Origin of the sequence: Streptomyces griseorubiginosus, assembly GCF_017614965.1 — a bacterium.
GTDB classification, from domain to species: Bacteria; Actinomycetota; Actinomycetes; order Streptomycetales; family Streptomycetaceae; genus Streptomyces; species Streptomyces griseorubiginosus_B.
Genome location: NZ_WVUG01000056.1, coordinates 13,171 through 36,690 on the forward strand (window position 1 = coordinate 13,171; position 23,520 = coordinate 36,690).

The 23,520-nt window shown below is 71.3% G+C and carries 24 protein-coding genes; 14 read left to right on the plus strand and 10 right to left on the minus strand.

The features are described from left to right. The first annotated feature begins 24 nt into the window (after positions 1–24). Genes GRC12_RS13825 through GRC12_RS13835 form a run of 3 tightly spaced genes read left to right on the plus strand, consistent with a single transcriptional unit; the run spans position 25 to position 2,711 of the window. Positions 25–915 (plus strand): sterol desaturase family protein, encoded by an 891-nt coding sequence (locus GRC12_RS13825; protein WP_208779536.1) that lies wholly within the window; start codon positions 25–27, stop codon positions 913–915. Further along, positions 912–1,628, plus strand: a complete 717-nt coding sequence (locus GRC12_RS13830) for a lysoplasmalogenase (protein ID WP_439959885.1) — start codon at positions 912–914, stop codon at positions 1,626–1,628. The genes GRC12_RS13825 and GRC12_RS13830 overlap by 4 nt, the downstream gene beginning before the upstream one ends. Before the next feature lie 36 nt (positions 1,629–1,664). Further along, the gene (locus GRC12_RS13835; RefSeq protein WP_208779537.1) at positions 1,665–2,711 is read left to right on the plus strand and encodes a zinc-dependent alcohol dehydrogenase family protein; all 1,047 of its coding nucleotides are present in this window, start codon (positions 1,665–1,667) and stop codon (positions 2,709–2,711) included. A 14-nt stretch (positions 2,712–2,725) separates the two neighbouring features. Here the strand turns inward: GRC12_RS13835 and GRC12_RS13840 are convergent, their stop codons facing one another. From GRC12_RS13840 to GRC12_RS13850, 3 genes are all read right to left on the minus strand, one after another. Continuing rightward, the gene (locus GRC12_RS13840; protein ID WP_208779538.1) at positions 2,726–3,736 is read right to left on the minus strand and encodes a CopD family protein; all 1,011 of its coding nucleotides are present in this window, start codon (positions 3,734–3,736) and stop codon (positions 2,726–2,728) included. Positions 3,737–3,836: 100 nt separating this feature from the next. Then, positions 3,837–5,150, minus strand: a complete 1,314-nt coding sequence (locus GRC12_RS13845; protein ID WP_208779539.1) for a CoA transferase — start codon at positions 5,148–5,150, stop codon at positions 3,837–3,839. A gap of 73 nt (positions 5,151–5,223) precedes the next feature. Next, positions 5,224–6,750, minus strand: a complete 1,527-nt coding sequence (locus tag GRC12_RS13850; RefSeq protein WP_208779540.1) for a S8 family serine peptidase — start codon at positions 6,748–6,750, stop codon at positions 5,224–5,226. A gap of 252 nt (positions 6,751–7,002) precedes the next feature. On the opposite strand from GRC12_RS13850, the gene GRC12_RS13855 reads away from it, so the two are divergent. The 3 genes from GRC12_RS13855 to moaA all read left to right on the plus strand — a co-directional run bounded on the left by GRC12_RS13855 (position 7,003) and on the right by moaA (position 10,153). Then, positions 7,003–7,359 carry a DUF485 domain-containing protein gene (locus tag GRC12_RS13855; RefSeq protein WP_208779541.1) on the plus strand — a complete coding sequence of 119 codons (357 nt, stop codon included), beginning with the start codon at positions 7,003–7,005 and terminating at the stop codon, positions 7,357–7,359. Further along, the gene (locus GRC12_RS13860) at positions 7,356–8,981 is read left to right on the plus strand and encodes a solute symporter family protein (RefSeq protein WP_133048246.1); all 1,626 of its coding nucleotides are present in this window, start codon (positions 7,356–7,358) and stop codon (positions 8,979–8,981) included. Before GRC12_RS13855 ends, GRC12_RS13860 begins: the two co-directional genes overlap by 4 nt. A 182-nt stretch (positions 8,982–9,163) precedes the next feature. Next, a complete protein-coding gene (gene moaA, locus GRC12_RS13865) occupies positions 9,164–10,153 on the plus strand; it encodes a GTP 3',8-cyclase MoaA (protein WP_308286548.1) in 990 nt (329 codons plus the stop codon). A gap of 8 nt (positions 10,154–10,161) precedes the next feature. Here the strand turns inward: moaA and GRC12_RS13870 are convergent, their stop codons facing one another. After that, entirely contained in the window at positions 10,162–10,392 is a 231-nt protein-coding gene (locus tag GRC12_RS13870) for a hypothetical protein (protein ID WP_208779542.1), read from the minus strand. A 213-nt stretch (positions 10,393–10,605) separates the two neighbouring features. Next, positions 10,606–11,004, minus strand: coding sequence for a DUF3099 domain-containing protein (locus GRC12_RS13875; RefSeq protein WP_208779543.1), 399 nt, complete (start codon positions 11,002–11,004; stop codon positions 10,606–10,608). A gap of 245 nt (positions 11,005–11,249) precedes the next feature. On the opposite strand from GRC12_RS13875, the gene GRC12_RS13880 reads away from it, so the two are divergent. Further along, the gene (locus GRC12_RS13880) at positions 11,250–11,528 is read left to right on the plus strand and encodes a GlsB/YeaQ/YmgE family stress response membrane protein (protein WP_133048249.1); all 279 of its coding nucleotides are present in this window, start codon (positions 11,250–11,252) and stop codon (positions 11,526–11,528) included. Positions 11,529–11,584: 56 nt separating this feature from the next. Here GRC12_RS13880 and tyrS read toward each other — a convergent pair whose 3' ends face one another. From tyrS to GRC12_RS13895, 3 genes are read right to left on the minus strand one after another with little or no spacing between them, the layout of a single operon-like run. Next, complete coding sequence (gene tyrS / locus GRC12_RS13885) at positions 11,585–12,853, minus strand: tyrosine--tRNA ligase (protein ID WP_208779544.1); 1,269 nt, start codon at positions 12,851–12,853, stop codon at positions 11,585–11,587. A 56-nt stretch (positions 12,854–12,909) separates the two neighbouring features. Further along, on the minus strand, positions 12,910–14,304 hold the full coding sequence (locus tag GRC12_RS13890; RefSeq protein ID WP_208779545.1) for a metallopeptidase TldD-related protein: 1,395 nt from the start codon (positions 14,302–14,304) through the stop codon (positions 12,910–12,912). Beyond that, positions 14,301–15,824 carry a TldD/PmbA family protein gene (locus tag GRC12_RS13895; protein ID WP_208779546.1) on the minus strand — a complete coding sequence of 508 codons (1,524 nt, stop codon included), beginning with the start codon at positions 15,822–15,824 and terminating at the stop codon, positions 14,301–14,303. The genes GRC12_RS13890 and GRC12_RS13895 overlap by 4 nt, the downstream gene beginning before the upstream one ends. 254 nt (positions 15,825–16,078) lie before the next feature. Between GRC12_RS13895 and fabG the strand changes: the two genes are divergently transcribed. From fabG to GRC12_RS13910, 3 genes are all read left to right on the plus strand, one after another. Further along, positions 16,079–16,783 (plus strand): 3-oxoacyl-[acyl-carrier-protein] reductase, encoded by a 705-nt coding sequence (fabG, locus tag GRC12_RS13900; protein ID WP_208779547.1) that lies wholly within the window; start codon positions 16,079–16,081, stop codon positions 16,781–16,783. A gap of 5 nt (positions 16,784–16,788) precedes the next feature. After that, positions 16,789–17,556: an enoyl-ACP reductase FabI gene (gene fabI / locus GRC12_RS13905; RefSeq protein WP_133048254.1), complete on the plus strand. Its 768-nt coding sequence runs from the start codon at positions 16,789–16,791 to the stop codon at positions 17,554–17,556. 174 nt (positions 17,557–17,730) lie between these two features. Continuing rightward, a complete protein-coding gene (locus GRC12_RS13910; protein WP_208779548.1) occupies positions 17,731–18,072 on the plus strand; it encodes a hypothetical protein in 342 nt (113 codons plus the stop codon). On the opposite strand, the gene GRC12_RS13915 is transcribed toward GRC12_RS13910, so the two are convergent. After that, on the minus strand, positions 18,053–18,742 hold the full coding sequence (locus GRC12_RS13915; RefSeq protein ID WP_208779549.1) for a FadR/GntR family transcriptional regulator: 690 nt from the start codon (positions 18,740–18,742) through the stop codon (positions 18,053–18,055). The genes GRC12_RS13910 and GRC12_RS13915 overlap by 20 nt on opposite strands. Before the next feature lie 70 nt (positions 18,743–18,812). Here GRC12_RS13915 and GRC12_RS13920 point away from each other — a divergent pair, with 70 nt between their 5' ends. From GRC12_RS13920 to GRC12_RS13930, 4 genes are all read left to right on the plus strand, one after another. Continuing rightward, the gene (locus GRC12_RS13920; RefSeq protein ID WP_208779550.1) at positions 18,813–20,153 is read left to right on the plus strand and encodes a CynX/NimT family MFS transporter; all 1,341 of its coding nucleotides are present in this window, start codon (positions 18,813–18,815) and stop codon (positions 20,151–20,153) included. Between the two features lie 48 nt (positions 20,154–20,201). Continuing rightward, positions 20,202–20,318, plus strand: a complete 117-nt coding sequence (locus tag GRC12_RS46400) for an SGM_5486 family transporter-associated protein (RefSeq protein ID WP_280117473.1) — start codon at positions 20,202–20,204, stop codon at positions 20,316–20,318. A gap of 174 nt (positions 20,319–20,492) precedes the next feature. Further along, positions 20,493–20,696 carry a hypothetical protein gene (locus GRC12_RS13925; protein ID WP_208779551.1) on the plus strand — a complete coding sequence of 68 codons (204 nt, stop codon included), beginning with the start codon at positions 20,493–20,495 and terminating at the stop codon, positions 20,694–20,696. 76 nt (positions 20,697–20,772) lie between these two features. Then, positions 20,773–21,291, plus strand: coding sequence for a SixA phosphatase family protein (locus tag GRC12_RS13930; RefSeq protein ID WP_208779552.1), 519 nt, complete (start codon positions 20,773–20,775; stop codon positions 21,289–21,291). A 74-nt stretch (positions 21,292–21,365) separates the two neighbouring features. Here GRC12_RS13930 and serB read toward each other — a convergent pair whose 3' ends face one another. Further along, entirely contained in the window at positions 21,366–22,592 is a 1,227-nt protein-coding gene (serB, locus tag GRC12_RS13935) for a phosphoserine phosphatase SerB (protein WP_208779553.1), read from the minus strand. Positions 22,593–23,520 lie beyond the last annotated feature (928 nt).

A 23,520-nucleotide genomic window follows, 5' to 3' on the forward strand; every position in this document is an offset into this window, starting at 1 on the left:
GACCAGCGGTTCTACGGTGCCCCCATGCCGAACCTGCCCGATGTCGTGCTGTGGTCGATACCCGCCTTCGTGCTGCTCACCGTGGTCGAGATGATCAGCGTGCGCATCCATCCCGACGAGGAGGCGGCCGGATACGAGACCAAGGACGCCGCGACCAGCGTCGGCATGGGACTCGGCAGCCTCGTCTTCGACTTCTTCTGGAAGATCCCGATCGTCGCGATCTACTCGGCGGTCTACGAACTCACGCCCCTGCGCGTGCCCGTGCTGTGGTGGACCGTCCCCCTGATGCTCCTCGCGCAGGACTTCTTCTACTACTGGTCCCACCGCGGCCACCACGTCATCCGCATCCTGTGGGCCTGCCACGTCGTCCACCACTCCAGCCGGAAGTTCAACCTCACCACCGCGCTGCGCCAGCCCTGGACGACCTGGACGGTCTGGCCGTTCTACGTCCCCCTGATCGCCGTCGGAGTGCATCCGGCCGCCCTCGCGTTCTGCTCCTCGGCCAACCTCGTCTACCAGTTCTGGATCCACACCGAACGCATCGACAAGATGCCCCGCTGGTTCGAGTTCGTCTTCAACACCCCGTCCCACCACCGCGTCCACCACGCCTCCCAGGGCGGCTACCTGGACCGCAACTTCGGCGGCATCCTCATCGTCTGGGACCGGCTGTTCGGCTCCTTCGTGCCCGAGACCGAGCGCCCCGTCTACGGGTTGACCAAGAACATCAACACGTTCAACCCGATCAAGGTCGCCACCCATGAGTACGTCGCGATCCTCAAGGACGTCCGGGCGGCGAGGAGTTGGGGCGAGCGGGCCGGGCGGGTCTTCCGCGGCCCGGGCTGGGCGCCGACGCCCCCGGTGGAGGCCGCCCCGGTCGCCGAGCCGGCCCCGGCCGAGGGGACCGCGGCCGCGTGACGCCGGGCCCTGAGGGCAGGGCACGCACCGGTGCCGGTGCCCTGGCGCCTGTTCTCCTCGGCGCCTTCGTCGCCGCCACCGTCGCCGATCTCGCCTCCCTGGCCGCCGGCTTCCACCCCGGCCATGTCGTCGCCAAGCCCCTGCTGATGCCGCTTCTCGCCGCCCACGCGCGCGCGGGCGGCGCGCCCCGGCTGCTGATCGCCGCGCTCCTGTGCGGCTGGGGCGGTGACGTCCTGCTGCTGTCCGACGCGGACCCGGCGTTCCTCGCGGGGATGGCGTCCTTCGCCGCGGGGCACGTCTGCTACCTCGTCCACTTCCGCCGACGGCGAGCGCCGTACGGCACGTCCCGCGCGCGTGGCCGTCTGCTCGTCCCCGTCTACGCGGGAGCCCTGGTCGCCACGGTCGCCCTCCTGTGGCCGGACCTGCCGGCGGACCTGCGCGTCCCCGTCGCCGGCTACAGCACCCTGCTCACGGCCATGGCGTACACCGCGGCCGCCCGGCTCGGCCCGGTCGCCGGGCTCGGCGGTGCGCTGTTCATGCTGTCCGACACCCTCATCGCAACCGGCGTCGCCGACTGGCCGCAGCCGCCGAGACCCGACCTGTGGATCATGCTGACGTACGCCGCCGCTCAGTTCCTGCTGGTCCGGGGCACCCTCGAAGAGCGGCCCGCGCCCGCGACGGCGTACCGTGAAATGCGCTCGACCACCCCCTGAGCGCAGCCACGACACCGCACGAGAAGGACCCTCGCCATGCGCGCGACCACCATCCACGCCCCCTATGACATGCGCGTGGAGGACGTGCCCGAGCCCGTGGTGCAGCTGCCCACCGACGCGGTGGTGCGGGTGCTGCGGGCCTGCATCTGCGGCAGCGACCTGTGGGCCTACCGCGGCGAGGCGGCCCGTCGGCCGGGGCAGCGCATCGGGCACGAGTTCCTCGGGTTCGTCGAGGAGACCGGCAGCGAGGTCACGGGCGTGCGGCGCGGTGACCTGGTCGTGGCTCCCTTCATGTGGTCCGACGGCGTCTGCGACTACTGCCGTGAGGGCCTGACCACCTCCTGCGAGCACGGCGGCTTCTGGGGTTCCGTCGGGTACGACGGAGGCCAGGGAGAGGCCGTGCGCGTGCCGTTCGCCGACGGCACGCTCGTGCGGCTGCCGAAGGAGGCCGCGTCCGACGAGCACCTGCTGTCCGCGCTGCTGACCCTCTCCGACGTCCTGGGCACCGGCCACCACGCGGCCCTCGGCGCGGGCACCCGCCCGGGCGCCACGGTCGCCGTCGTCGGCGACGGCGCGGTCGGTCTGTGCGCGGTGCTGGCCGCCAAGCGGCTCGGCGCGGAGCGGATCATCGCGCTCGGCCGCCACCAGGTCCGCACGGACATCGCCCGCCGTTTCGGCGCCACCGACGTCGTCGCCGAGCGGGGGGACGCGGCCGTCGAGGCGGTGCGTGAACTCACCCGCGGCCAGGGCGCGCACGCCGTGGTGGAGGCCGTGGGCACCGAGCAGTCGATGCGTACGGCGATCGAGATCACACGCGACGGCGGCGCGATCGGATTCGTCGGTGTCCCGCACGGCAGCGGCACCGGCGTCGACCTGGGCGTCATGTTCGACCGGAACATCGCGCTGCGCGGCGGCGTCGCTCCCGTCCGCGCCTACATCCCGGACCTGCTGCCCGACGTCCTGGACGGCACGATCGACCCGTCGCCGGTCTTCGACATGACCGTCGGCATCGAGGGTGTCCCGGACGGCTACAAGGCGATGGACGAGCGCACGGCGCTCAAGGTCCTGGTCACCAACGATTGATCAACGGATCAACGTCAGGACCAGCGGATCGGCAGCGGCAGCGCCGTCAGCAGCCCCGAGACCACGACCACGACTCCCAGGGCGACGACCTCCGCGCGCGCGGGGGAGCAGGCCGAGAGCGGGTCGGTGGCGCGGCGCAGGCGGATCCGCGCGCACAGGGCCAGCAGGGCGACGGCGGCCACCAGGAGCACCTTGGCCAGCAGGGTGCGCCCGTAGGCCGTCGTCGTCAGCTGGTCCAGGATCGTGTGCGGGGGCATGCGGCGCAGCGAACTCCAGACGCCGCTCGCGGTGATGGCGGCGAGCAGGACGGCCGCCACGCGCGCGTAGAGACCGAGCAGAGCCGGGCTCGCCTCGACGGGACCCCACAGCCGCAGGGTGCGCAGGGCATGCAGCAGACCGCCCACCCACAGGGCCGCGCAGGTCAGATGAACCAGCGTCAGCCCTGAGCCGAGGAGCGGGGTGTGCTCGGTGCCGGGATGCGCCCGCAGGGCCTCGGCCACGATCACCGCGGCCACCGGCCAGAGTTGGACGGCGGGGCGGCGCGAGCGGGCGCACAGGGCGGCCACGAGGAAGGCGTTGACCTCGAGCAGCGCGAGTTGCCCGTCGCGCGTGGCGTACAGACCGCCGACGTCGATCTGGGCGAGACTGCGCGGCACCAGATTGCCCGTCGAGACGATCGAGGCCAGCCCCAGGGCCGCGACGAAACCGGCGAGGGCCGCCCAGAGGCTCCAGCTGCGGGGCACGTCGGACGGGGCACCGGGCAGCGAGCGGGCCAGACGGTCGACGAACCACTCGCCCACCGGCACGCACAGCGCGGCGAACAGGACCGACCGCAGCAGCGCGACACCGGCGACGGCGGGGGCGGCGGCCTCGCCGGTGCCGTGCAGCGCGGCGCTCGGACCGAGCAGGGGTATCAGGGCCGCGAGGCCCACCAGGACGAGGACGGCGGTGGCCCGGCCGGCGCCGGGGCGCCGTATGGGTCCGCCGGCGTCGGCCGCCTCAGGCGTGGGTCTTGTCAAAGTCACCCGAAGATCTTCACCAGGTGCCGCAGAACCGGGCAAGTCGATAGAAACAACCGGGGGTACGGCATTCCGCACATGGATACGTTTTTGGACGCCCCGTGGCTCAGTCCCAGCGCGCCGAATCCGACCCCCAGCGCGTCGGCGGCCGCCGCCAGTCGACCGGCCCGCCCGTGAAGGACACGGGAGGCAGGGCGTACCGCAGCGGTCCCAGTGCGCTGTTCGTCTCGGCGAGCCAGGGCCCCGGCCCGTCGTACGAGAGTTCCCCCGCCGGACCGGCCGTCACACCGTTCAGGAGCCATTGGGCCGTTCGTGCCAGCGCCAGCCGCACGAACCTGCTGCCGCCCTCGGACGCCTGCTCGGTCAGCGCCCGCAGTACCGCGCCGGCCAGCAGATAGCCGGTCCCGTGGTCGAGGGCCTGTGCGGGCAGCGCCCCCGGCGCCTCCTTCGACCCCTCGACCGCCGCGATGCCGGTCGCGACCTGCACCAGGCTGTCGAAGCCCCGCCGCCCGGCCCAGGGCCCGTACGCACCCCAGGCCGACACCTGGGCGACGACGATCCCCGGCCGCCGCTCGGCCAGTGCCCGGGGCGAGAGCCCGAACCGGTCCAGGGCGCCGGGCCGGTACCCGGTGACCACGACGTCCGCCCCGGCGAGCAGCTCCTCGAAGGCGGCCCGGTCCGCCGCCAGGTCCAGGAGCGCCGAGCGTTTCCCGAACCCCGTGTCGGCGTGCTGGTCGGGCAGTTCGGGCAGATCCGGGGGGTCCAGGCGCAGTACGTCCGCGCCGAGCAGGGCGAGGGTGCGGGTCGCGACCGGGCCGGCCAGCACCCGCGTCAGGTCCAGCACGCGGACCCCGGCGGCGGGCAGGAGGGGAGTGCCGTCGATCGGCGCGAGCACCCGCTCGCGGGCCTCGTCGAGCCGCTCGTGCTCGACGAGGGGCCGCCGCGCCACCTCGGCACCCTGCTCATGGGCGGCCCATTCCTCGGGCGTGCGCAGGGCCACGGCCAGGCCCCCCGCCGCGTACACGGACTCCTCGACCTCCGCCGAGGTGCGCTCCGCGAGTGCCGCCTCGACGGCGCCCACGTCCTCGGGCACCCCCAGCACGCCGAGCAGCCGCGACCGGTGGTGCGGATAGTTCGCATGCGTCCGCACCCAGCCGTCCGATGTCCGCCAGAACCGCGACAACGGCGCGAAGGTGACCGGCGCCCGTCCGTCGACCAGCACATGCCGCTCGCTGTGGAACGCGGTGGCGACGGCCCCGTCGTCCACCCGGACCTCGGGCACCCGGTCGAGCCCCGCCCGCAGCGCCGCCACTCCGGCTGCGGCCGAGGCGCACGACTCGACGCAGGCGCGCGCCAGCTCGCGTGCGGGAAGGCGCCCCTGGAGAGCGCCCTCCCGCACCACTGTCTTGATTGCAGTCATGACTGAACTATGCAGTATTGACTCAATCAATATATGGACCGAGGGGATCCGTACCGTACAGACCCCGGCCGGGTTACTTCACCGCGCGCAGAGCGCTCACGATGCCGAAGCCGTAGAAGCCGTTGACGCGCTTGCCGCCCACACAGGTCGCGTCCACCACGCCGTCGCCGTTCCCGTCGTACGGGTCCGTCGGGCAGCCCGGGTTCACCGCCTCGGCCTTCAGCAGCGCCTGCAACTGGGACGGCGTCGCCCACGGGTGCGTCGACTTCAGCAGCGCGGCCACGGCCGCCACGTGCGGAGTCGCCATCGACGTGCCCTGGAGGTAGCCGTACTGGTTGTTGGGCAGCGTGGACAGGATGCGGCCGTTCTTCGACGGCGTGTCCGGGATCTGGTACTTGTCCCCGCCGGGCGCCGCGACGTCGACGACGCCGTAGCCGTAGCTGGAGTAGTACGACTTGGCGCCCTTGACGCCCGTCGCGCTGACCGTGACGACACCCGGTAGCTGGGTCGGCACGTCGAAGCACTCGTGCGGATCGACCGTACGGTTCACCGGCGTCGAGTCGTCCGGGCTGGAGGCGTCGACAAGGGCGTCCGAGTCGAGGTCGTCGTTGGAGTTGCCCGCCGCGGCGACATTGAGCGTGCCCTTGTGCTGGGCGTACAACTGGGCCCTGTTGACCGCGTCGACGATCGCGCGCTGATCGGGATCGTCCATGCAGTTGTACTGCCACGGATCAACGTAGTAGCTGTTGTTGGTGATCTCGACGCCGTGGTCGGCGGCGAACACGAAGGCGCAGACGACGCTCTCCGGGAAGAACAACTGGTTCGCGTCCGGCTGGGCCACCGTGATGCCGGCGACCTTCACACCGGGCGCGACGCCCGCGACACCGATGCCGTTGCGAGCGGCGGCTATCTCGCCGGCCACGTGCGTGCCGTGGTAGTGGTCGGCGTCCACCGGCCGCCAGGAGCCGTACGTGGTGTCCGCCTTGCCGCTCACGCAGTTCGCGGACTGCGAGGGCGAGAAGTTCGGCGCTATGTCGGGGTGGGTGTCGTCGACGCCGACGTCGATGACCGCGACGGTCACCTTCTTGCTGCCCGGGTCGATCGCGGCCGCCTTGTCGGCGCCGATCGCCCTCAGGTCCCACTGGTCGGCCTCGAGGGGCTCCTCGCCCGCCGTGGCGCTCTTCGCGAGCTTCGCCGACCCGGCCTTGGAGAGGTACTGCACCGCGCCCTCGTCCGTCGTCCCCGCCGCCTGCACCGGCGAGGTCCGCGAGGCGCCGGCGGACTGCACGCCGCGCACCTTGCGTATCTTCTTGGCGAAGTCGAGGTCCGTCGAGTGGACGACGATCACACCGATCCTGTCGTACGACACCACGACGGAACCGCCGGCCGCCTTGATCGCCGCCTTGACCGACTTGATCGTGTAAGGGTCCGTCTTCGTGTTGACGAGGTAGGCGTAGGTGTCCGCGGCGGCTGCCTGGGAGGCGGACTCCGCGCGTGGGGCGGCCTGCGCGGCCGCGGGGAGGAAGCCGAGCGAGGCGGTCAGCGACAGCGCGACCGGCACCGCGAGGGCGAGCCGGCGTCTGGGACGCAGATGAGCCATGGGGTCTCCACATCATCCGGATACGAAAACGGCCCGAGACACAGGTGGTGCTCGGGCAGGTACATGACGGGCGGTCCAGGGCGAAAACTATCCTCCGAAGTCCCTGGTCAGCAATGAGTTCCTCAAGGTCGGTCCGGAAAGAGGTCAAGGACGTTGAACCTGTCCTCGCGTGGCGCCGTGACCTTGGACAGGGAACGCGAGGACACTCGCCCCGACCCCGTCCCGCCCGCACCCGCAACGCGAGGAGACTCCGTGGCCACCGAGACACCGCCCCCCTCGAATACCCAGGCCCAACTCCCCTCCACCGAGGAGTTCGTGACGGTGCAGGAGAGCGCGGAGTTCGGTGAACTGCGCCGCTCCCACCGCTCGTTCGCCTTCCCGCTCACCATCGGCTTCATCGCCTGGTACCTGCTGTACGTCCTGCTGTCGAACTACGCGGACGATTTCATGGGCACCCAGGTGGTCGGCAACATCAACGTGGCCCTCGTCCTGGGTCTCGCCCAGTTCCTGACCACGTTCCTGATCGCCTGGTGGTACTCGCGGCACGCCGCCGCCAAGCTCGACCCCAAGGCCGAGGCCATCAAGACCCGGATGGAGGGCGGCGCATGAGCCCCGCGCAGCACACCCTGCTCGCCGCGGGCGAGGCGAGCCAGCACCGCCCGCTGATCATCACCCTGTTCGCGGTGTTCGTCGCCGCGACCCTCGTCATCACCGTCTGGGCCGGCCGGCAGACCAAGGACGCCGCCGACTTCTACGCCGGCGGACGCCAGTTCACCGGCTTCCAGAACGGCCTCGCCGTCTCCGGCGACTACATGTCCGCCGCGTCCTTCCTCGGCATCGCCGGCGCCATCGCCCTCTTCGGCTACGACGGCTTCCTGTACTCCATCGGCTTCCTGGTCGCCTGGCTGGTCGCCCTGCTCCTGGTCGCCGAACCGCTGCGCAACTCCGGCCGCTACACCATGGGCGACGTCCTCGCCTACCGCATGCGCCAGCGCCCGGTCCGCACGGCGGCCGGTACGTCCACCATCGTCGTCTCGATCTTCTACCTGCTGGCCCAGATGGCGGGCGCGGGCGTCCTGGTCTCCCTGCTGCTCGGCATCACCAGCGACGGCGGCAAGATCGGCATCGTCGCCCTGGTCGGCGTCCTGATGATCGTGTACGTCACCATCGGCGGCATGAAGGGCACCACCTGGGTGCAGATGGTCAAGGCGGTCCTGCTGATCGCGGGCGCGCTGCTGCTGACCTTCCTGGTCCTGCTGAAGTTCCACTTCAACGTCTCCGACCTGCTCGGCTCCGCCGCCGACAACAGCGGCAAGGGCGCCGCCTTCCTGGAACCCGGCCTGAAGTACGGCGCCACGGGCACCACCAAGCTGGACTTCATCTCCCTCGGCATCGCCCTGGTCCTGGGCACCGCCGGCCTGCCGCACATCCTGATCCGCTTCTACACGGTGCCGACCGCCAAGGCCGCCCGTAAGTCCGTGATCTGGGCGATCGGCCTGATCGGCGCCTTCTACCTGATGACCCTCGCCCTCGGCTTCGGCGCCGCCGCGCTGATCAAGCCCGACGAGATCATCGCCTCCAACAAGGCGGGCAACACGGCCGCACCCCTGCTCGCCCTGCACCTCGGGGGCGTGGACTCCAACTGGGGCGCGATCCTGCTCGCCACCATCTCCGCGGTCGCGTTCGCCACGATCCTCGCGGTCGTCGCGGGCCTGACCCTGGCCTCGTCCTCCTCCTTCGCGCACGACATCTACGCGAACGTCATCAGGAAGGGCCAGGCCACCGAGAAGCAGGAGATCGGCGCGGCCCGCTGGGCGACCGTCGGCATCGGCGCGGTCTCCATCGTCCTCGGCGCCCTCGCCCGCGACCTGAACGTGGCCGGCCTGGTCGCCCTGGCCTTCGCGGTCGCCGCCTCGGCCAACCTGCCCACGATCCTCTACAGCCTCTTCTGGAAGCGGTTCACCACCTCCGGAGCCCTGTGGTCGATCTACGGCGGCCTGGTCACCGCGGTCGGCCTGGTGCTGTTCTCGCCGGTCGTCTCGGGCAAGCCGACGTCGATGTTCCCGGACGTCGACTTCCACTGGTTCCCGCTGGAGAACCCCGGCATCATCTCGATCCCGGTCGGCTTCCTGCTCGGCATCCTCGGCACCTACCTCTCCAAGGAGGAGCCGGACGCCGGCAAGTACGCCGAACTGGAGGTCCGGTCCCTCACCGGCACCGGAGCCCACTGAGAAACCCCGCACCACCCCCTCCCGGCGGCCGCGTCGTAGATCCCTACGACGCGGCCGCGCCGCACCTCGTGGGATCGGGCCGCTGTCGTTGTCAGTCGTGTCACGTAGGCTCGCAAGTGACAGGAAAAGACCCGACGGCGCTGATCCGCCCGCGCCGAACCGCTACGAGGGAGGGGGCCCACGTGCTCATCGACACCTACGGCCGAGTGGCCACCGACCTGAGGGTCTCGCTGACCGACCGGTGCAACCTCCGCTGTACGTACTGCATGCCCGAGGAGGGCCTGCAGTGGCTGGCCAAGCCCGACCTGCTCACGGACGACGAGATCGTCCGCCTCATCGACATCGCAGTCACCTCACTGGGCATCGAGGAGGTCCGCTTCACCGGCGGCGAGCCCCTGCTGCGCCCCGGCCTGGTCGGCATCGTGGAGCGCGTCGCCCGGCTGGACCCCCGCCCCCAGATGTCCCTCACCACCAACGGCATCGGCCTGAGGCGCACCGCGACGGCCCTGAAGGCGGCCGGCCTGGACCGGGTCAACGTCTCCCTGGACACCCTGCGCCCGGACGTCTTCAAGACCCTCACCCGCCGCAACCGCCACCAGGACGTCCTCGACGGCCTCGAAGCCGCCCGCGAGGCCGGACTGACCCCGGTGAAGGTCAACTCGGTCCTGATGCCCGGCCTGAACGACGACGAGGCCCCGGACCTGCTGGCCTGGGCCGTCGCGCACGACTACGAACTGCGCTTCATCGAGCAGATGCCCCTGGACGCCCAGCACGGCTGGAAGCGCGAGGGCATGGTCACGGCGGGCGACATCCTGGCCTCCCTGCGGACCCGCTTCGACCTCACCCCCGAGGGCGCGGACGAGCGCGGCTCGGCCCCCGCCGAGCGTTGGCTGGTCGACGGCGGCCCGCACCGCGTGGGCGTCATCGCCTCCGTCACCCGCCCCTTCTGCGCGGCCTGCGACCGCACCCGCCTCACCGCCGACGGCCAGATACGCACCTGCCTGTTCGCCCGGGAGGAGACCGACCTGCGGGCCGCCCTGCGCGACGGCTCCCCGGACGAGGAGATCGCCCGCGTCTGGCGCCTGGCGATGTGGGGCAAGAAGGCGGGCGCCGGCCTGGACGACCCGTCCTTCGTCCAGCCGGACAGGCCGATGTCGGCGATCGGCGGTTGACCGGCGGGTTATCGGCGGTCAGGCCCGGCGGCCGCCTCCCACTCCGGGAGCGGCACGACGTCCTTCAGGAACCCCCGCACCCCGAGGAACTGCGACAGATGCTCCCGGTGCTCCTCACACGCGAGCCAGGTCTTGCGCCGCTCCGGCGTGTGGATCTTCGGATTGTTCCACGCCAGCACCCACACGGCGGCGACACGGCAGCCTTTGGCGGAGCAGATGGGGGTGGTCTCGTCACTCACAGATTCGTCTCACAACCGCTGCACAAAAGGCGACGCCGAGCAGCCACGGGGGGAGCTGCCCGGCGTCGGTCCGTCGCTCCGACGGGGGATGCGGAGCGCCTACGAAGTATGTCACGGGTAACCCGTCGCCCGGCACTGGAACAACATGATTGATCTGAGCTTTTCTTGAGCTTGGCGCGTAGTCGCCTTCCGCTTGTGACACCCGCGCGCCGCTCAGGCCCAGTCGCGCGGCTCGCTTCGTACGCCCGGCCCGGGCTCCGTCGTGACATCTTCCGGGACGGGTTCCGTGAAACCGTCATTCGTCCGTGACGATGTGATCATCGGCCGCATCGGCACGGTCACGAACGTCGTGGGAAGCGACGGCGCGTTCTCCCGCCCCGCGTTCGCGATCACCACCGCGATATAGGGCAGCACCGCTCCCAGGACCAACGCCACGATCGCGACGGGCCGTTCGACGTTCCACAGCGAGGCCGCGAGAATCACCGCCACCGTACGGATCGACATCGAGATCACGTACCGCCGCTGCCGGCCGCGTACGTCCTCGTGGAGTCCCGTCCGGGCCCCGGTGATCCGGAACACCTGGCCGTTGCCACCGCCATGCTGCTTCCGCATCACATTCCACCATCCGCCCGCATCGGCCCCGCACCGCCCCGTGCCCGGTCCGACCCCGGTCGGGGTACGAGGTCCGGACCACTCCCACGTTACGCCGCGCCTGCGTCGCCTACGAGACCGGGTCACCTCCCGCCTGGACGACCGGCATCGGCCGTAGCGCGTACGGCGGCACCCGACATGCGCCGTACGGCGTACGGGCGAAGACTGACCCTAGTGCTCACCTCGAGCCGTACAAGGAGGCAGTCATGGGCTGGTTGTGGGCGATCATCGTGGGATTCGTGCTGGGCCTGATCGCCAAGGCGATCATCCCCGGCAAGCAGCACAGTCCCCTCTGGCTGACCACCATCTGCGGGATGCTCGGCGCGATCGTCGGCAACGCGATCGCACGCGCCGTCGGGGTGGAGTCGACCCCCGGCATCGACTGGAGCCGCCACGCCTTCCAGCTCGTGGCCGCGATCATCATCGTCTTCGTGGTCGACATGCTGTACATGGCGACGCTGGGCAAGCGCAAACAGACGGCCTGACAGAACAGGGCCGGGCTTCCATGGCGGTCCATGGAAGCCCGGCCCTTGTCCGTCGACTAGGCGGGCGTGACCTCGACCGCCGCCAGGTTCTTCTTGCCCCGGCGCAGCACCAGCCACCGCCCGTGCAGCAGGTCCTCCTTGGCCGCGGCGGCGTCCTCGGAGGCGACCTTGACGTTGTTCACGTACGCACCGCCCTCCTTCACCGTCCGCCGCGCGGCGGACTTGCTGGCCACCAGACCGACCTCGGCGAACAGGTCCACGACGGGGCCGAGCTCGGCGACCTTGATGTGCGGCACCTCGGACAGCGCCGCCGACAGCGTCCGCTCGTCCAGCTCCGCCAGCTCACCCTGTCCGAACAGCGCCTTCGACGCGGCGATCACCGCGGCCGTCTGCTCGGCGCCGTGCACCAGCGTCGTCAGCTCCTCCGCCAGCGCCCGCTGAGCGGCCCGTGCCTGCGGCCGCTCCTCGGTCTGCTTCTCCAGCTCCTCGATCTCCGCACGGGAGCGGAAGCTGAAGATGCGCAGGAACTTGGAGACGTCCCGGTCGTCCGCGTTCAGCCAGAACTGGTAGAAGGCGTACGGCGTGGTCATCTCGGCATCCAGCCAGACCGTGCCGGACTCGGTCTTGCCGAACTTGGTGCCGTCGGCCTTGGTGATCAGCGGCGTGCCCAGCGCGTGCACCACGGCGTCGGGCTCGACCTTGTGGATCAGGTCCGTGCCCGAGGTGAGGTTGCCCCACTGGTCGCTGCCGCCGGTCTGCAGCGTGCAGCCGTACCGCCGGTACAGCTCCAGGAAGTCCATGCCCTGCAGGATCTGGTAGCTGAACTCGGTGTAGCTGATGCCCTCCTGGGACTCCAGACGCCGGGCGACGGCCTCCTTGGCGATCATCTTGTTCACGCGGAAGTGCTTGCCGACGTCCCGCAGGAACTCGATGGCCGACATCCCCTGGGTCCAGTCCAGGTTGTTGACCATGACCGCGGCGTTCGGCCCGTCGAAGTCCAGCAGCGGGGCGATCTGCGCGCGCAGCCGCTCCACCCAGCCCGCGACGACCTCCGGCGAGTTCAGCGTGCGCTCGGCGTTGGGCTTCGGGTCACCGATCAGACCGGTGGCCCCCCCGACCAAACCCAGCGGACGGTTGCCCGCGTCCTGGATCCGGCGCATCGTCAGGATCTGCACGAGGTTGCCGAGGTGCAGGCTGGGCGCGGTCGGGTCGAAGCCGCAATAGAACGTGACGGGACCGTCCGCGAACGCCTTGCGCAATGCGTCCTCGTCAGTGGAGAGGGCGATCAGCCCGCGCCACTTCAGTTCGTCGACGATGTCCGTCACGGTTCTCGTATCTCCTTGATGATCTTCGGGCGGTCGAGCGGCCACCGGCTACGAGGTTATACGCCCTGACTGACAGAGCTCATATTGAAGTCGGGCACCCGCAGCGCGGGCATCGCAGCCCTAGTGAACCAGTCGCTCCACTCCCGCGGCAGCGTCTTTTCCGTGCGCCCGGCCTCGGTGGCCCGGCCCAGCAGGTCGACCGGGGACTCGTTGAACCGGAAGTTGTTGACCTCGCCGGTCACCTCGCCGTTCTCGACGAGGTAGACGCCGTCCCGGGTCAGGCCGGTGAGCAGCAGGGTGGCCGGGTCGACCTCGCGGATGTACCAGAGGCAGGTCAGCAGCAGCCCGCGCCCGGTGCCCGCCACCATCTCCTCCAGCGAGCGGTCCTCGCCACCGGTCAGGACGAGGTTGTCGATGGCGGGAGCCACCGGCAGCCCGGTCAGGCCCGCACTGTGCCGGGTGGTCGTGAGGTGCCGCAGCTCGCCCTCCCGCACCCACTCGGTGGCCGTGAGCGGAAGCCCGTTGTCGAACACCGACTGGTCGCCCCCGGAGGAGTGCGCGATCACGAAGGGCGCCGACTCCAGTCCCGGCTCGTTCGGGTCGCTGCGCAGGGTCAGCGGCAGCTCGGTCAGCCGGTCGCCCACGCGCGTGCCGCCGCCCGGCCTGGAGAACACCGTGCGCCCCTCGACCGCGTCCCGGCCGGACGCCGACCACAGCTGGTAGATCAGCAGGTCGGCCACCGCGGTCGGCGGCAGCAGCGTCTCGTACCGCCCGGCCGGCATTTCGACGCGCCGCTCCGCCCAGCCGAGGCGGACGGCGAGTTCGGCGTCCAGCGCCGCCGGGTCGACGTCCTTGAAGTCCCGCGTCGAGCGGCCCGCCCACGCCGAGCGCGTACGGTCCGGCGACTTGGCGTTCAGCTCCAGGGTGCCGTTGGGCTGGTCGTGACGCAGGCGCAGCCCCGTCGACGTACCGATGTAGCTCGTCACCAGCTCGTGGTTGGCGAAGCCGTACAGCTCGCGCTCGCCGGCACGCGCGCGTGCGAAGGCCTCGCCCAGCGCGGGCGCGAAGTCGGCGAAGACGGCGGAGGTGGTCTCCGCGGGCGCGTCCGTGAAGTCCGGGGACGCGGGGACGCCGGTCACCAGGGGCTGCGCGTCCTCGGCGGGCCCCGCGCTGCGGGCGGCGGCCTCGGCGGCCCGCACCAGGGGCTCCAGCTCGTCCACGGTCACCGCCGAGCGGGAGACCACACCGGAGGCGGTGCCCTCCTTGCCGTCGACGGTCGCGACGACCGTGAGCGTACGGCCGCGGGTGACGCCGTTGGTGGTGAGCGCGTTGCCCGCCCAGCGCAGGTTGGCGGTGGAGTGCTCGTCGGCGATGACGACACAGCCGTCGGCGGTGGACAGCTCCAGCGCCCGCTCGACGATCTCGTGGGGCTTGTGGGTGCGGGCGCTCATCGACCGGCCTCCTGTGTGGTGTTGAGGATGTTGACGCCCCTGAAGAGCGCGGAGGGGCAGCCGTGCGAGACGGCGGCGACCTGGCCCGGCTGGGCCTTGCCACAGTTGAAGGCGCCCCCGAGGACGTACGTCTGCGGGCCGCCCACCGCGGCCATGGAGCCCCAGAAGTCGGTGGTCGTCGCCTGGTAGGCCACGTCCCGCAGCTGCCCGGTGATCCGCCCGTTCTCGATCCGGAAGAACCGCTGGCCGGTGAACTGGAAGTTGTAGCGCTGCATGTCGATCGACCACGACCGGTCCCCGACGACGTAGATCCCGCGGTCCACGCTGCCGATCAGATCGTCCGTCGACATCCCCGCCGGATCCGGACGCAGCGACACGTTGGCCATGCGCTGCACCGGCACATGGCCGGGGGAGTCCGCGAAGGCGCAGCCGTTCGACCGCTCGAAGCCGGTCAGCCTGGCGATGCGCCGGTCCAGCTGGTAGCCGACGAGCCGGCCGTCCTTCACCAGGTCCCAGGACTGGCCCTCGACGCCCTCGTCGTCGTACCCGATGGTCGCGAGTCCGTGTTCGGCGGTGCGGTCGCCGGTGACGTTCATCAGCTCGGAGCCGTACCTGAGCTTGCCCAGCTGGTCGAAGGTGGCGAAGGAGGTGCCGGCGTAGGCGGCCTCGTAGCCGAGCGCGCGGTCCAGCTCGGTGGCGTGGCCGATGGACTCGTGGATGGTCAGCCACAGGTTGGACGGGTCGACGACCAGGTCGTACAGACCCGCCTCGACGCTCGGCGCCCGCATCTTCTCGGCGAGCAGTTCCGGGATCTGCTCCAGCTCGCTCTCCCAGTCCCAGCCGGTGCCCGTGAGGTACTCCCAGCCGCGTCCGACCGGCGGCGCGATCGTCCGCATCGAGTCGAACTCGCCGCTGGACTCGTCGACCGACACGGCCGTCAGCGACGGATGCAGCCGCACCCGCTGCTGGGTGGTCACCGTCCCCGCGGTGTCGGCGTAGAACTTGTTCTCGTGCACGGTCAGCAGCGAGGCGTCGACATGGTTGACGCCGTTCGCCGCCAGCAGCCGCGAACTCCAGTCGGCCAGCAGCGCCGACTTCTCCTCGTCCGGCACGGTGAACGGGTCGATCTCGTACGACGAGATCCACGTCCGGTCGGCGTGCACGGGCTCGTCCGCCAGCTCCACGCGCTCGTCCGAGCCGGCCGCCCTGATCACCTGGGCGGACAGCTTGGCCATCGCCACCGCCTGCGAGGCGACCTTGGCCGCCGCGTCGAGCGTCAGATCCACCCCGGACGCGAAGCCCCAGGTGCCCCCGTGCACGACCCGCACCGCGTATCCGAGGTCGGTGGTGTCCGACGAACCGGCGAGCTTGGCGTCCCGCAGCCGCCAGGAGGCGCTGCGCACCCGCTCGAACCGGAAGTCGGCGTGCTCGGCGCCCAGCGCACGCGCGCGTGCCAGAGCCGCGTCGGCGAGGGCGCGCAGGGGTAGGGCCGTGAAGGCTTCGTCGATGGTATGAGGCACCGAGGTCTCTCCTTGACTGTCGTGACCTGACCGGACCGGCGGTTGCCCCGATCATGTCGCGCCGGCGGGGCCGCCGACCACAGGTTTCGGGCCGCTGTCGGGACGATTCTGTAGAGACCCGACAGTGAGTCCCGTACGCCACTGTCGGTGCCCGAATGTCCTCAGGCGCGACCGGCCCGATAGGTTTTCGACTGAAGCCGCCTGTCACCAGGTGTTGGGCGGGTGTGTCAGACCCCTATCGAAAGGGTGATCCGTTGAGCCGCTCGGTTCTCGTCACCGGAGGCAACCGGGGCATCGGCCTCGCCATCGCCCGCGCGTTCGCCGACGCCGGCGACAAGGTCGCGATCACATACCGCTCCGGGGAGCCGCCGGCCGGCTTCCTGGCCGTCAAGTGCGACATCACCGACACCGAGCAGGTGGAGCAGGCCTACAAGGAGATCGAGGCCCAGCACGGTCCGGTCGAGGTCCTCATCGCCAACGCCGGCGTCACCAAGGACCAGCTCCTGATGCGCATGTCCGAGGAGGACTTCACGTCCGTCCTCGACACCAACCTCACCGGCACCTTCCGCGTGGTCAAGCGCGCCAACCGCGGCATGCTGCGCGCCAAGAAGGGCCGGGTCGTCCTCATCTCGTCGGTCGTCGGGCTCCTCGGCTCGGCCGGCCAGGCCAACTACGCCGCCTCCAAGGCCGCCCTGGTCGGCTTCGCGCGTTCCCTCGCCCGTGAGCTGGGCTCGCGCAACATCACGTTCAACGTCGTCGCGCCCGGCTTCGTCGACACCGACATGACCAAGGTGCTCACCGAAGAGCAGCGCGCGGGCATCGTGGCCCAGGTGCCGCTCGGCCGCTACGCGCAGCCCGAGGAGGTCGCCGCGACGGTGCGGTTCCTCGCCTCGGACGACGCCTCGTACATCACTGGAGCCGTCATCCCCGTTGACGGCGGACTGGGAATGGGTCACTGAACACCATGAGCGGAATTCTCGAGGGCAAGCGCGTCCTGATCACCGGTGTGCTGATGGAGTCCTCCATCGCCTTCCACACCGCCAAGCTGGCCCAGGAGCAGGGCGCCGAGATCATCCTGACCGCGTTCCCGCGGCCCACGCTGACCGAGCGCATCGCCAAGAAGCTCCCCAAGCCCACCAAGGTCATCGAGCTCGACGTCACCAACGACGAGCACCTGGCCCGGCTGGCCGACCTGGTCGGCGAGGAGCTCGGCGGGCTCGACGGCGTCGTGCACTCCATCGGCTTCGCACCGCAGGACGCGCTCGGCGGCAACTTCCTGAACACGCCGTTCGAGTCGGTGGCCACGGCCATGCACGTCTCGGCGTACTCCCTGAAGTCGCTGACCATGGCCTGCCTGCCGCTGATGCAGAACGGCGGCTCCGTCGTCGGCCTCACCTTCGACGCGTCCTTCGCCTGGCCGCAGTACGACTGGATGGGCCCGGCCAAGGCCGCCCTGGAGGCCACCAGCCGCTACCTCGCGCGTGACCTCGGCAAGCAGAACATCCGCTGCAACCTGATCTCCGCGGGTCCGATCGGCTCCATGGCCGCCAAGTCCATCCCGGGCTTCGGCGAGCTGGCCTCCGTCTGGGACAGCCGCTCCCCGCTGGAGTGGGACCTCAAGGACCCGGAGCCGGCCGGCAAGGGCGTCGTCGCCCTGCTGAGCGACTGGTTCCCGAAGACCACGGGCGAGATCGTCCACGTGGACGGCGGTCTGCACGCCATCGGCGCCTGACGCTGCCGCTGGGCCGAGCCGGGAGCACGAGGGCCCGCGTCCTACGGGACGCGGGCCCTCGCGTGTCACTCGTCCGGGCTAGCCGGCCGGGCGGACCGGGCGGGCGACCGCGCACGCTGGATGAAGCGTTCACCACACGCTCCCCCTCCCGAGCACGGCCGAGGAGGTCCCCTTGTGCGCCTGTCCCGCAGCCTGGCCTCAGCGACCGCAGCCGTCGTACTCGTCCTGTGCCTGCCCTACGAGGCGGTGCCCCACGCGCGCGTGAAGCGGCCCGCCCCGGCGGAGCCCTTCGGCGCCGAGTGCCGTACCAAGGTCACCGGTTCCCATGTGACCGCGTACTGCCACAACCCCTATCCGCGGACCGACGGCGTCAGCCTGCACGTGGAGTGCGAGCGGTGGTGGGACCTCGACACCGACAGCGCCACCGTCGACGCCGGGCCCGCCATGACCGTACGGCTCACCGGGCGCTGCTGGGAGGAGGTCCGCTCGGCGTGGATCACCCACCAGAAGCGGTGAACCGCCCCGGACGGCACAGGAACGGATAGCTGGCCGCCGCCGCGCCGGCCGCCTCCGCGTCACCCGCGCGGATCGCGTCGACCAGCCGCGTGTGCTCCATGTACGACTCCGGGGTCAGCGCGCCGCCCACGTCCTCGCGCAGCCAGTCCCGCAGCACCTCGCCCAGGTCGGCGTACATCGCGGTCATGACGTCGTTGTGGGAGGCGGAGACCACTGCGAGGTGGAAGGTGGCGTCGGCCGTCACGAACGCCTCCGCGTCGCCCGACTCCCAGGCCTCCTCGCGGCGCACCAGCAGTGCGTCGAGCTGCTTGAGGTCCTTCTCCGTGCGCCGCTCGGCCGCCAGTCTCGCCGCGGCCGACTCCAGCGTGGAGCGCAGCTCGGCGATGTGCCCGGGGTCGGCGTCGGCGAAGCGGCGGTGCATCACACCGGCCAGCTCACTGGTCGCCACCACATAGGTGCCCGAGCCCTGGCGGATGTCCAGCAGGCCGTTGTGCGCGAGCGCGCGGACGGCCTCGCGGACGGTGTTGCGGGCCACCCCGAGCTGCTCGACCAGTTCCGGCTCGGTCGGGATGCGGGAGCCGACCGGCCACTCGCCCGAGGTGATCTGGTTGCGCAGCGCGGCGATGACCTGCTCGGACAGGGCGGAACGGCGGGGATGACTCAGGGGCATGGCACACCTTCGCACGAGGTGGCCGGGTGAGGCCGACCAACGGATGGACAGCGGGTCATCCTATGATTCTATGATAGGTGGCATGCGGAGCGAGGAAACAACGACGATGACGTCCGAAACCGCGCCCAGTTCGGTCGTCCAGGACTCCGGGCGGCCCGCCACGCGCGCGTGGACGATGCGGGTGCTGGTCATCGGCATCGTCCTGTCGGCGCTCAACCTCCGCCCTGCCATCACCAGCCTCGGCGCGCTCCTGGAAGAGGTCCGCGACGGGCTCGGCATGAGCGGCAGCGTGGCCGGACTCCTCACCTCCGTGCCCCCGCTCTGCTTCGCCGTCTTCGGCGTCACGGCCCCGCGCCTCGCCCGCCGGTTCGGCCCGGGAGCGGTCGTCTGCGCGGGCATGGTGGCCATCACCGCGGGTCTGCTGATACGGCCCTACGCGGGCGGCACGGCGGGCTTCCTGGCCGCCAGCGCGCTCGCCCTCATGGGCATCGCCGTCAGCAACGTCCTGATGCCGGTCATCGTCAAGCGCTGGTTCCCGGACCGCGTCGGCTCCATGACCGGCCTGTACTCCATGGCCCTCGCCGCGGGCACCTCGGTCGCGGCGGCGGTGACGGTGCCCATGACGGACGCCCTGGGAGGCAACTGGCAGACCGGGCTCGGGGTGTGGGCGGGGCTCGCGGCGACGGCCGTACTGCCGTGGATCCCGTTCGTACGGGGCCGGGGCGCGCCGCCCGCCGACCCGGCACGCCGGCACGCGCGCGTGGAGGCGCCCGCCCGGGGCCGGACCTCCTCCGACGTCCACGCGCGCGTGGAGGCCCCCGCCCTGCGGATCACCCGCAGCCGTACCGCCTGGGCCCTGGCCGTCTTCTTCGGACTGCAGGCCACCGCCGCCTACATCACGATGGGCTGGATGGCGCAGATCTTCCGGGACGCCGGGGTGCCCGCGAGCACGGCCGGACTGCTGCTCGCCGTCACGATGGTGATGGGCGTGCCGCTGGCCTTCGTCATCCCGCGCGTGGCCACCAGGCTGCCCCACCAGGGCCCGATCGTGCTGGCGCTGGGCGCCTGCGGCCTGGTCGGCTACGCGGGCCTGTACCTCGCGCCCGCCGGCGGCGCCTGGGCTTGGGCCCTGCTGCTCGGCGTCTCCAACTGCGCCTTCCCGCTCGCCCTGACGATGGTCGGCATGCGGGCGCGGACCGGTGCCGGCGTCGCCCAGCTGTCGGCCTTCGCGCAGAGCACCGGCTACCTCATCTCCATCCCCGGCCCCCTGCTGGTCGGCGTGCTCTACCAGCACAGCGGCGGCTGGGGGCTGCCGATCGCCCTCATGGCCGCGCTGATGGTCCCGCAGATGGTGGTCGGCGTCCTGGCGGGCCGCGACCGCACGGTGGAGGACGAGGCCGCCGCCCGCTGAGCTCACCCCGCCGGATCCGGCGTGGACGCGGGGTGCGAGACTGGCCGTATGCCAGTGCTCGAGCCGAACCCCCAGAACGGCCAGAAGAAGATGCTGATCGTCTTCGGCTCGTTCTTCGCCATCTTCGTGGTCATCGCCATCGTCGCGACGATCGTCTCGCCGTGACCTCCGCCCCCTTCGATGGTGGGGCTAGCCCCACCATCCCCTAGGGGGTCGGTGTCAGGGTCAAGTGGGTGGATCTCCGGATGGGTTGAGGGGTCCCGGGTCCGTACCTTCGAAGTGTGGCCGCGGACGGCGGCCACCGACCGCTCGAAGACCACGGCTACCACGGAGGCACCCATGTCGGCCCCTACGCACACCCGGCCCCTCCCGGCGAGCACGGGCGGCATCGACATCCGGCTGCCCTGGTGGGCCCTCGCCCTGCCCGCGCTCGCCTTCGTCGTCCTCCTGGCGCTCATGCTGAACCCGAGCGACGCACAGGCGGCCGGCGACCCGGTGATCACCCACCTCTTCGAGCGGGCGCAGCAGCTCATGGCTCGCTGAGCACCCGCAGAGCACGCGTCGAGCCGCCGGTCAACTACCTGCGCCCCATGGCCTGTTTCGTGCGAAGCTGGGTGTCATGAGCGTCGCTGAACCCCGCAGGATCGTCCTCTTCCGCCATGCGAAAGCCGACTGGCCACAGGTGACCGACCATGAGCGCCCCCTCGCCGAGCGGGGCCGACTGGACGCCGCGGCCGCCGGACGCAGGCTGGCCGACACCGGCATCCCCTTCGATCTGGCACTGTGCTCCACCGCGACCCGCACCCGGGAGACGTGGAAGCTCGCGGTCCACGAGTTCCCGCAGCGGCCGAAAACCGTCTATGAGGAGCGGATCTACGAGGCCTCGCCCGGTGAGCTGATCGCCCTGCTGAACGAGACCCCGGACGACGCGCAGAACGTCATCCTGATCGGCCACAACCCTGGTGTGCACGGCCTCGCCGACATCCTGGCCGGCACGGGCGAGGGCGACGCCCGCGAGCGGATGAACCGCCGCGGCTTCCCCGCCGCCGGTTTCGCCGTCCTGTCCTTCGACGGCTCCTGGAAGGCCCTGGAGCCCGCCGCGGCCACCCTCGTCGACTACTGGGCGCCGACCGAGTAGGAGCCCGCCGTACCAAGGCCGTGGGGCCCGGCACCGCAGCGGTGCCGGGCCCCACGGCCGTTCTCACGAGGGGATCAGTGGTCGTCGTGCGTGTCCGCCGCCTCGACCTCTTCGCGGGTGACGCCCAGCAGATACAGGACCGTGTCCAGGAACGGCACGTTCACCGCGGTGTGCGCCGCCTCCCGTACGACGGGCTTGGCGTTGAAGGCGACACCGAGACCGGCCGCGTTGAGCATGTCCAGGTCGTTGGCGCCGTCGCCGATCGCCACGGTCTGGGCGAGCGGCACGCCCGCCTCGGCGGCGAAGCGGCGCAGCAGCCGCGCCTTGCCCGCGCGGTCCACGATCTCGCCGGTGACCTTGCCGGTCAGCTTCCCGTCGACGATCTCCAGGGTGTTGGCCTGGGCGAAGTCCAGCCCCAGCCGCTCCTTGAGGTCATCGGTGACCTGGGTGAACCCGCCGGAGACGACACCGACTTGGTAGCCGAGCCGCTTCAGCGTGCGGATCAGCGTGCGCGCGCCCGGCGTCAGCCGCACCTCGCTGCGCACCTTGTCCACCACGGAGGCGTCCAGCCCCTCCAGCAGCGCCACGCGCGCGTGCAGCGACTGCTCGAAGTCCAGCTCCCCGCGCATCGCCGCGGCCGTGACCTCGGCGACCTTGTCCTCGCAGCCCGCGTGCGCGGCGAACAGCTCGATGACCTCGTCCTGGATGAGCGTGGAGTCGACGTCCATGACGACGAGCCGCTGGGCCCGCCGGTGCAGCCCCGCGGCGACCACCGCGACATCGACACCGAGTGCCGCCGCGTCCGTCACCAGGGCGGTCCGCAGGGGCTCGGTCTCCACACCGGAGACCGCGAACTCGACCGCGGTCACCGGGTACTTGGCGAGCCGGAAGATACGGTCGATGTTGCCGCCGGCCTGGGCGATGTTCGCGGCGATCCGGGCGGTGGCCGCCGCGGTGAGCGGATGGCCGAGCACGGTGACCAGGGAGCGGCCGAGGCCACGCGGCCGGTTGTCGCCGCGACCGGAGATGATCTCCGCCTGCATCTTCATCGACTCCGCCCAGCTGTGGACGGTGGCGCGGAGATCGCCCTCGAGCGTGGCCGCCGGATGGGTCACGAGCGCGCACAGCGTGAGCCGGCCACGGGTGACGACCTGCTCGATGTCGACCACGTCGACGGAGTAGGCGGCGAGGGTGTCGAAGAGGCCGGCCGTGATGCCCGGCCTGTCCTTGCCGAAGATCTTGACGAGGAGGGTCGGGGGGTCGGCCGGAACGTCGGAGGTCGGGATCTGCGAAGCGCTCATGGTCTTCCCACCGTATCCGGCACCCAGTGCCGCCCGCCGCCGCGGTCCGCCTAGCGGACACGGAACAGTGGGTGTCGGCGGGGTGGCGGACACATGACGGGGGGACCACGGCGGCCCCCTGCCGGCCGGCACGGAAGCCGCCCGGCGCCTGGGTTGCCGCTCCGCGTGTAGGTTGCCGCTCCGCGTGTAGGTTGCCGCTCCGCGTGTGGGTTGCCGCTCCGCGTCTGGGTCGCCGCTCAGCGTGTGGGTTGCCGATCCGCGCCTTGGTTGCCGCTCCGCGCTCCGCGCCTGGGTCGCCGCTCCGCGCCTGGGTCGCCGCTCCGCGCCTGGGGAACGGCCCTGCGCCTGGGGAACGGCCCTGCGCCTGGGGAACGGCCCTGCGCCTGGGGAACGGCCCTGCGCCTGCGGACCCGCCCTGCGCCGGTGAGCCTCCCTGCGCCAGGAGAACCGTCCTGCGCCGGTGAGCTTCCCTGCGCCTGGGGACGGCCCTGCGCCTGCGGGTCCCGTCCAGCCTGCGGGACTCGCCCGCCAGGTGAGTCTCGCTGTGTCTGTGGGGCCTGTCCTGCGCCGGTGGGTGTGCTTGTGTCTGTGGGGCCTGTCCTGCGCCGGTGAGCCTGCCTGTGCCTGCGGACTCGTCCCTGCGCCGGTGAGTCTCCCCGCGCCTGGAGAACCGTCCTGCGCAAGGTGACCCGTCCTGCGCAAGGTGACCCGTCCTGCGCAAGGTGCCCCGTCCTGCGCCGGTGAGCCTCCCTGCGCCAAATGACCCGCCCTGCGCCGGTGAGCCTCCCTGCGCCAGGTGACCCGTCCTGCGCCTGGAGAACCTCCCCGCGACTGGGGACCCGTCTGCGCCTGGAGAACTCCCCGCGCCTGGGGACCCCCGGCCTCGCTCAGTGGCCCCCCTTCGGACGGCCAGGCGGGGGAGGAGGCG